Raw genomic sequence first — 8,719 nt, forward strand, 5'->3', positions numbered from 1 at the left:
AGGAAGTAAAAGGCTTAGCTTCAGAGAAATTCAAGAAAGCCGGAATAGGGCGTGAGCAAGACTTTGTGAGGAACGAGACGGTTCGCTCTGATGAAATCGCTTGGATCTCAGAAGAGACGGAGGCGGGTAAGGCTTGGCTTGAATGGGCGTCTCAATTGCAGTCTTATATGAACAGGCGCTTATACTTAGGCTTGTTTTCGTTCGAAAGTCATTTTGCGCATTACAGTGCGGGTGATTTTTATCAGCGCCACTTGGATGCCTTTAAGGGGCAGTCAAATCGAACACTCACTTTGGTCGCCTATTTTAATAAAGACTGGACGCAAGAGGATGGCGGTGAGTTAGTTGTATACAAGGATCAGGATGATCAAGAAGGGCAAAAAGTGCTTCCTAGCTTCGCGACACTGGTGGTCTTTCTTAGTGAAGAGTTTCCGCATGAAGTGCTGCCAGCTAAAAAGGATCGCTACTCGATTGCGGGTTGGTTTCGGGTGAATACTTCTTCGGCGGACCGGGTTGACCCGCCGGAGTAAAACGAAATGAGAGAAAAGTAAAGAAAGGGGACGGAGGGATTATTAATTGACCAGCAGACAAACTTCTCCGTAAACCCAAACTCTGATACTTTCAATGATTCTTAATCCATACGCAAAAAGGAGTTTGCGATGCCGAGAAGAAAAAGGATGTATTTGCCTGACGTGCCCTTTCATATTGTTCAGCGCGGGAATAATCGAGAAGCCTGTTTTTACTCACCTGAAGATTACCAATTTTACTTGCATGTTCTAGGCGAGGTACTGAGCCGTTACAATGTGGCGCTTCATAGTTATGTTTTGATGACCAATCATGTGCATTTACTTATGACAGCTTCAGAGCAAGATGGTATTTCTCAAGTGATGAAGGTGTTGGGTAGCCGTTATGCGCAGTACTTTAATAAGACGTACAAGCGCACAGGAACGTTATGGGAAGGTAGGCACAAATCAAGCCCTATTGATGGGGTGGCCTATTTGTTGAAATGTTATCGATATATCGAACTAAATCCGGTGACAGCGAAAATGGTTGAGCGGCCGGAAGAGTACAAATGGAGTAGCTATGGCTCAAATGCCTATGGTGATGAGCATGTTGTGACAACTCCGCATGAACTGTATCTTGAGTTAGGCAGTGATATAGAGCAAAGATGCTATCAATATCGTGAGTTATTTAAAGAAAGCTTGAGTGGCTCAGATGTGCACGGGATTCGGTTAGCAGAACACTATTGCCAACCGCTGGGTTCCGATAGGTTCAAGATCCAAGTTGCCGAGAAGACAGGGCAAAAGATTGGCCAGATGCGTAGAGGGAGACCAAAAAATGGCTAATAAATAATCCCTCCGTCCCCTTAAACATTACAATTATGTCGTTAATCCAAACCGCCAAGATGAATGGATTGGAAGCATACGCCTATCAGAAAGATGTGCTTAACCGATTACCGTCGCATAAGAATAATCGGCTGGATGAGTTATTGCCACATAACGGGAAGGCTGATCAATAGGTAATGCCCAGACGCTTACAAGGATCTTGTATAACTTAAAGATTAGGTGGCTCGTTTTCTATGATGTAATCAGATAATCTATATAGGGCTGTAATTTAGTATACCGTCACGTTGCGGTGATGGAGTTGGTAGGCTTAAGTTGTTGTTACAATGAACGAAGTGATAAGAAAGAGGAGGCTGAGTCGCTCGATGACAATAGGACCTTATAAAATGGTGAGAAATGTTTAATAAGTATGATATTGCGGCAGTGATACCTGTCAGACTTGGTAGTTCAAGAGTTTCGCAAAAGGCCCTTCTTGAGGTTGGTGAAGACAAAATTAGTCTGTTAGCGTGGAAAATAAGACAGCTTAAGAAAGTGCTGTCAAAAGATAGCATATACGTTAGTACTGAGGCTGATGTACTGATGGATATTGCTCGAGAAGAGGGTGTAAAAGTTCATCGTCGCGATCAGTTCCTTGCTGACGGACATAAAGCTACTTTTAGTGAGGTCATTGTTGGTGTCGTTAAAGATATACCGCACGAGCACATTGCTTGGGTGACATGTGTTGTTCCTTTGATGAGTCCTCAAGAGTATTTGCAGGGGTTTCGTGAGTACTATGATCATGTTATTCCAGAAACTTCAAGTTTCGATAGCTTGGTTTCTGTAAACTTGCTCAAGGAATATTTTTGGGATGATGAAAAACCAATCAATTATTCTGCAACAAAGAAACATACCATTAGCCAGGAGCTGCCTAATATTTATAGGGTAACGAATGGGCTGTATATGGCTCCTAAGTCATTGATGCTTGATAAAGAGTATCTTCTTGGTAAGAACCCTTTTAAGTCCTGTGTTTCCAAGATTGCGGGCATCGATATAGATGAATACGAAGACTATGAAATTGCTCGTGATTTAATGGGGATTTATCAGAGCAATGAGTCTAAAACTCAAAATGAGAGTGTTATATTTCTGGACTTTGATGGTGTAATCGTAGATTCGGCTAAAGAAGCATATGCTATGGCTATGCTTGCGACTAAAAAATCTCAGAAACTTTCTGACGTAGACTTGAATAGTGAGCATTGCAGGAGGTTTCTCGAACAGCGTTGTCATATTGGTCCCGCGTGGAATTACTATTATCTATTAAAGTGTTTGGACGAAGAGAAGGACGTCCAATTTCTAGATATGTTGCCAAATGAAGCAGGAGACGAAGCTAGGGTTTTCCAGGATAGATTTTTTGCTACGCGACAAGTTGTTAGAAATCATTTCTGGGATGAATGGCTTGATTTAAATCACTTTTATGAAGGTGCTAATGGCTTCATAGACTTAATAAATAACAATTCGAATGTTGTTGTTGTAACGACGAAGGATGCAGAAACTGTCAGTGCGCTTCTTGAAAAGTACGGTGTGTTGCGTGATGTCGAAATTTTTGATTCGAGGTCATATGACCAATTTGGCTGCAAGTCTTTGTTCATGGATGACTATATAAAACGAATGAATATCAAGAGGGCTCTTTTTATTGATGACTCATATTCTCATCTCGAAAAGTGTAATTGGGTTGAAAAGCTATCTACCATCCAAGCTAAGTGGGGTTATGTTTTTCCTGAGGTTTATGAGGATAATAAAAACGAGGTTCTTAATGCTGCAATGGAGATAATTGGTGGATAAAGATGGAATATCTAAAAAATAAAGTCGTCTGTGTGCTCGTTGTTAAGAATCTTGAAGGTTTGCAAAATAAAATTCGGGCATTAGTTGCTGATGGGTTTGATGTCTTTGAAGTAACTTTACGCACAGACGTAGCTCTCGATGCTATTCGTAGCATAAAGCGCGACTTTCCAAGTTTGAAGGTCGGGGCAGGTACTATATTGAATGTTGAGCAGCTAGATGAGTCGATTTGTGCGGGAGCCGATTTTGGGGTTTCTCCAGGGTTGAATGAACTAATAATTTCGAAATCTAAAGAGCGAAACTTTGACTTTATTCCTGGGGTCGCAACACCCACGGAGATTGAGAGAGCTATTGCCTTGGGTCTCTGTTTGGTAAAGTTATTTCCAGCAAAGCTCTTAGGCGGTGTTGAATATATTCAGGCAATTTCGGGGCCTTATCGTAATATGTACTTCATGCCGACAGGTGGGGTGAATGAGTCCACTGCGAAAGATTACTTGGATTTAGATAATGTTCTTTGTGTCGGAGGGTCATGGATGTTCTAAAAGGGTCTGGTGTGTCGTTATTAAGTGAACGTTTTGCACAGCTTGATTTATCCGACTGAATCAAGATCAATCGTATCAACGTTCGCTACTCTGAATATAGTACTAATACTATCAAGGGCCTGTGGATAGATATTGGCGCCAACAGATATAGAGTCTATTCGATCACCAAAAATCAGTTTTGCAGTGAGTAAAACTGTGCTGCAGCATGATATCAGAACGTCATACTCATTTTGTTCCAAATACTGTTCTAAACAAACGTAATCGTGTTCAATTTTTTTATAGTTTTCCTTGAATAGGCAGTCGTATTCGTCCCTTGGGTGGGCAATATAATGTATTTCAGTCACGCCCAATGAGCTTAACTTATTCTCTATTTCATTCGAAATACGGTGTTCAACTTCCTTTGGCGTTTTACTATTTTTTAGAAGGCACTGACCTACAACCAATGCTTTTCTAGCCCCTATTCGATCCGATTCAGAAGTTTTGTCAGGCAAGGAAATGTATTTCACTTTCGACTTAGGGTAAGGGCTTTCTAGCCCAGAAAAACTATAGGCAGTGCTTACGATGGGAGTATCTGTGCCTATTCGTTCCCCTTCTATAGGATATATGCGTAGTCCAGTGACTCCATAGCTTATGCGCGATGGCCATTTTTTCTTCGCTCTATATTCCCACTTTACGGATGCGTCTTCAGGTGAATAGTTTATCGTACCTTCAGGCACGATTCGAACTTCTATGTTATGACTTTTATTGAGCGTTCCAATGATGACGTTCGTATAAATTAGATCGAGCCGGTTAATGTAAAAAATATTCTTATCGTTTAAGTGCTTTTTGATTTTACTAATGTTTTTATGAAGAGCACGGGCTCTTCGGAAGATACCTCTTGATTTAGTTTCCAGAGGAATTACTTTACTTTTACGTTGCTTGAGGTAGTGGGAAGCTTTCTTGTTAAAACTAAAGAATATGGGGCGATGGATTTTTTCTGTTTCAATAATTTTTAGTGACGCAAAGCATTGAAGTTCAGTGTCAATCAGAAATATATGGCTTGTCATTACGTGTTACCAGCCCGGGAAAGTATTCTAAAGTGTTTAACAAGGTAAGGCCTAGTAATAAGGTACTTCTAAGAAGGGAACCTATGTTTGCCTTTAATCGATTGGTTAAGTAAGTAGATGTTATTTATGCTACCTGTTTAATGCAAGTCGATTATATCAGAAAGTTAAACGGGTCACTCAACTGAGTAAAACGAAAAGAGAGAAAAGAGGGGTAGTACCAAAAGGCCTGTATTTAGTGCTACCCGCTAAGCAAGTTTTGAGTTAGTCTATATCTGCTCAGATTGAAGGGCAATAACAAAAAAAATAGAATAACTTTACCATATTTGAGAAGGTTGCTTAGGCTATGAATTACTCTCTTGATGAAATGGCTGTGTTTGTAGCGGTTGTCGATAGTGGCAACTTCTCCAGTGCTGCGAAGAAAAGTGGTATTCCTGTTTCTACTATTAGTCGAAGAATTTCTGATCTGGAAACACGCTTAAATGTACAGTTACTGTATCGTACCACCCGGCAGCAAAAGCTGACTGATATCGGCGCAGTGTATTATGAACACTGCAGTCGCATGCTTCAGGAGGCTGAAACAGCAGAGTTAGCTGTTCAGAACTTACAAGCCAAGCCTTCAGGAATATTAAGAGTGACTTCGCCTTACGCCTATGAAGACCCATTTATGTCTGAACTGATGGCGAGCTTTATGGAGAAGTACCCCGAGGTTAAGCTTCAGAACCTGGTTAATCAGCGTAAAGTAGACCTGATTGAAGAGAAGATCGATTGTGCGATCATTGCTGGTCATTTGGATGATTCCAGTCTTGTCAGGCGTGGTTTGGGCTCGGCTGTCGTTGTTTACTGTTGTAGTCCTGCCTACATTAAGAAGTACGGTTACCCTGACAGTATTGATGACTTAGGTGGCCATAAATTAGTTCAGCTGGAAATCCCTGAATGGCTTAACCCTGAGCCGGATATACTGGTTGATTTGGTGGAAACACGTCTTGCCACCAATGATATGTTTATGTCTCGTCAGGCTGCCGTCGATGGTTTGGGAATCACCCGTTTACCTCGTGTTCATATCGCCAATGCGCTGGAAAAGGGTGAGCTGGTTGAAGTGCTCCCAGAGTATAACTTTGACTTACCTTTAAGCATCTTGTTCCCAAGCAATAAGCAGTTTACCACCAAACTGCGTGCGTTTATTGATCATATGGTTGAGTTTTCAGCCAAACATGCCAAGTGGGATTTTGGATAATCCCTATTGGCTAGTCAATTTTGAGTTGTGCATGATCCAGTACAATTCCGGCACCTGTTAAGCTTAAGTGATCGTCATCGAAATATAGTGCTTGGCCATCCCTTACTGTCGGACAGTATTCTTCAGAGCATATTGCTTCGAGAGGCTTAATTGCTTTCAGGTTATCACCAAATGGCAAGCTATCTAGTTTCTCAAGGATAAACGCATGACGCTTCATGTATGCATCCACTGTCGTGGTTTTATCCTTGTCATAGGTATAATCATCAACAAAGAGGTAGTTCGGGGTCAGTATCGTCGCGATATGATCTGGTAATTCTGGTATCGGATAGACTACGTAGACCATTTTACCTGCTTTTAATAAGCGACTGATAATCTCATCTAGGCTTTGCCAGTACATTTCCCAAACTTCTTCGTGCGTTTCTTTTCGGAAAGGTTCTCTCAGCCAATTATTGATATCTGGTTTAGATAAAAAACCTGTATATCGGTAGCCTACGATTACATTCTTAATGCTTTGTTCTTGTTCTAAGTAAGCTAGTGTTTCATTTGTCCAATTATGGCAGCCACCTCGTTTGACATTATAGTTCAGCGCGGGTTGGCAGCCACTAAACGACAAGTGACGGTTGCCTTGCTTATGAGGCTCGAGCTTCTTTGCTAAGGCATAAGCAAGTTCTACGGTGTGACTATCTCCAAAAGTAGCCCAGGTGACATTGTCGTTGAAGTAATGACACGATTCTTCCGGGCGCAGGTAGTCTTTCCCTTTGGTGTGGCACTGTTTTCTCTTAGGGTTATGTTCAATCGTTGCATCATATTCGGTGCTAAAACGAAATTGCATGCCGTCAGTTGCGAGTATGAATCCAAAGCCTAATATAGCAATACCTATCCAACGTTTAGCAACCTGGATCATATCCTTGTTTTTGAACTTAGGGCTTCTTCTAAACGGGGTTTCGACATAGCGGTAACTTAGAAAAGCCAGTACGAAGGTTAAAAGTACTGCCAGGATGAATAGTGCTTCAGAAGGTTCGCCTGAGCTCTTCATCCGCAAGAACGCGAACAATGGCTGATGCCATAAATAGAGAGAATAGGAGATGAGTCCTACGGCTACAATTGGCTTTAGAGAGAGTAATTTGCCAGCTAGAGTTTGGCGATCAGCAAATATAATGATTAGGCTGGCACCTATAACGGGTAGCAAAGTATAAAAGCTAGGAAATGGCGTGTCAGCATCAAAGCAAAAGAATGAAGCGATAACCATTGTGAGACCAGTCAAAGACGCTATCTGCCTGACGGGTCTCGTATATGAAATCTGATCAAATTTGTATATGGAAATAATTGAGCCAAACAATAGCTCCCAAGCACGAGAGGAAATTAAATAGAAATTTGCTGCGGAGTCTCCTTTGAAGGCCATATATTGCGATAACAGTAAAGAGGCGAGCGTGAGAGCGATAACGATTGCAGAGAGTGACTTACCTTTACGGAAGGCATATAAGGCTAACAAAGGAAAGAGTACATAATACTGTTCTTCTACTGCAAGGCTCCAGGTATGTAACAGTGGTTTTTGCTCTGCTGCCGTAGAAAAATAATCACTAACGCTATAAAAATGGAAGTTAGAGATGAAGCTGATAACCGTTAGCCCGCTATTGGCATAAGATTTAAAAAGCTCTGAAGGCATCACGACAACGGCAATAAGCGTTGTTACAGTCAGCATGCTAAATAAAGCGGGTAAGATTCTACGTGCGCGACGCTCATAGAAGTTTCTGATCGTAAAAGTACCTGCGTTCAGCTCATCCAGAATGATACGGGTAATCAAATAACCGCTGATAACAAAAAAGATATCGACGCCAGCATAGCCACCGCTAAAACCAAATAGTCCAGCGTGGAAAAGAATGACTGGTAGCACTGCTATGGCTCGTAAACCGTCAACTTCACTTCTATAAAGCATTATGAATCCTGGATCTGATAGGTATTTCAATAAATGGCGGCGATACTAACATACAAAAAAATATGTGGACAAGTTTGGGGCTTGTGTTGTCTTCCTTCACCGTTTATGGGATTGAGTATGTCTTAATAATAGGAACCATTTTATTGCTCTTATGGTAATATCCTTGGCTACGATACTTTCTCTGGGAAACGTCTTGATGCAACAAACCAAAACTTATCCGCCACTTCGTTATGATTCATATTTGATCCAACTATTTCGGTGGTTTGTTAAGCCTTTGTTACCCGTGTCGTGGTTTCGCGACCCCATTCCTGAAACCGAAACTCGGTCAGCTGTTTCAGGTGAGTTTGATCTGGAAATCGTAAGTCATTGCTGGAACTACTCTAATACCTTGAGCTATCAGTTAAGTTCATACGTCAACTACCCACCCAGTAAGTTACGTTTAACCGCAACCGTGTTTTATGCTGAGGAAGATAAAGGTACCAAAGCTGTTTTAGATTACTTTTCTAAGCTAGAGGTGCCAAATGTTACTTGGAATTTTCAGCCGCTAAGTAAGGGAAAACTATTTCGCCGCGGAATTGGTCGAAACATGGCGGCTCGTTCGACTAAAGCTGACTGGTTGTGGTTTACCGACTGCGATATTATTTTCCATAAGAATTGCCTCGATTCTTTGGCTGAAGCACTTCAAGGTAAGAAAGATATTTTGTATTACCCGCGCTCCGAGAAAACAACTGACATGTTGAAAGATGACGACCCGATGTTGCGTAAAGATGCCGAGCCTCAATTAGTTGATATTGAAACCGCGAACT

The 8,719-nt window shown here is 41.5% G+C and carries 8 protein-coding genes and 1 pseudogene; 7 read left to right on the forward strand and 2 right to left on the reverse strand.

Annotation, left to right across the window (positions count from 1 at the left end):
• The 5 genes and pseudogenes from A3757_RS06890 to eda form a co-directional block, all read left to right on the forward strand.
• Positions 1–527, forward strand: a 527-nt coding sequence (locus A3757_RS06890; RefSeq protein ID WP_068739352.1) for a 2OG-Fe(II) oxygenase, incomplete at its 5' end; no start/stop codon positions are given.
• A gap of 129 nt (positions 528–656) precedes the next feature.
• Positions 657–1,343: a transposase gene (locus A3757_RS06895; protein WP_068507732.1), complete on the forward strand. Its 687-nt coding sequence runs from the start codon at positions 657–659 to the stop codon at positions 1,341–1,343.
• A gap of 32 nt (positions 1,344–1,375) precedes the next feature.
• Positions 1,376–1,516, forward strand: a pseudogene (locus A3757_RS25125) (transposase domain-containing protein); the annotation flags it as partial.
• A 220-nt stretch (positions 1,517–1,736) separates the two neighbouring features.
• Entirely contained in the window at positions 1,737–3,158 is a 1,422-nt protein-coding gene (locus A3757_RS25665; protein ID WP_068507734.1) for a cytidylyltransferase domain-containing protein, read from the forward strand.
• Between the two features lie 2 nt (positions 3,159–3,160).
• Positions 3,161–3,697, forward strand: a complete 537-nt coding sequence (gene eda / locus A3757_RS06905) for a bifunctional 4-hydroxy-2-oxoglutarate aldolase/2-dehydro-3-deoxy-phosphogluconate aldolase (RefSeq protein ID WP_068507735.1) — start codon at positions 3,161–3,163, stop codon at positions 3,695–3,697.
• Between the two features lie 47 nt (positions 3,698–3,744).
• Here the strand turns inward: eda and A3757_RS06910 are convergent, their stop codons facing one another.
• Positions 3,745–4,743 carry a polysialyltransferase family glycosyltransferase gene (locus tag A3757_RS06910; RefSeq protein WP_068507737.1) on the reverse strand — a complete coding sequence of 333 codons (999 nt, stop codon included), beginning with the start codon at positions 4,741–4,743 and terminating at the stop codon, positions 3,745–3,747.
• Between the two features lie 343 nt (positions 4,744–5,086).
• On the opposite strand from A3757_RS06910, the gene A3757_RS06915 reads away from it, so the two are divergent.
• A complete protein-coding gene (locus A3757_RS06915; RefSeq protein WP_068507739.1) occupies positions 5,087–5,977 on the forward strand; it encodes a LysR family transcriptional regulator in 891 nt (296 codons plus the stop codon).
• 10 nt (positions 5,978–5,987) lie between these two features.
• Here the strand turns inward: A3757_RS06915 and A3757_RS06920 are convergent, their stop codons facing one another.
• Complete coding sequence (locus A3757_RS06920) at positions 5,988–7,913, reverse strand: acyltransferase family protein (protein WP_068507741.1); 1,926 nt, start codon at positions 7,911–7,913, stop codon at positions 5,988–5,990.
• 196 nt (positions 7,914–8,109) lie between these two features.
• Here A3757_RS06920 and A3757_RS06925 point away from each other — a divergent pair.
• Positions 8,110–8,719, forward strand: a 610-nt coding sequence (locus A3757_RS06925; RefSeq protein WP_068739354.1) for a glycosyltransferase family 2 protein, incomplete at its 3' end; no start/stop codon positions are given.

Source organism: Oleiphilus sp. HI0117, from assembly GCF_001635235.1.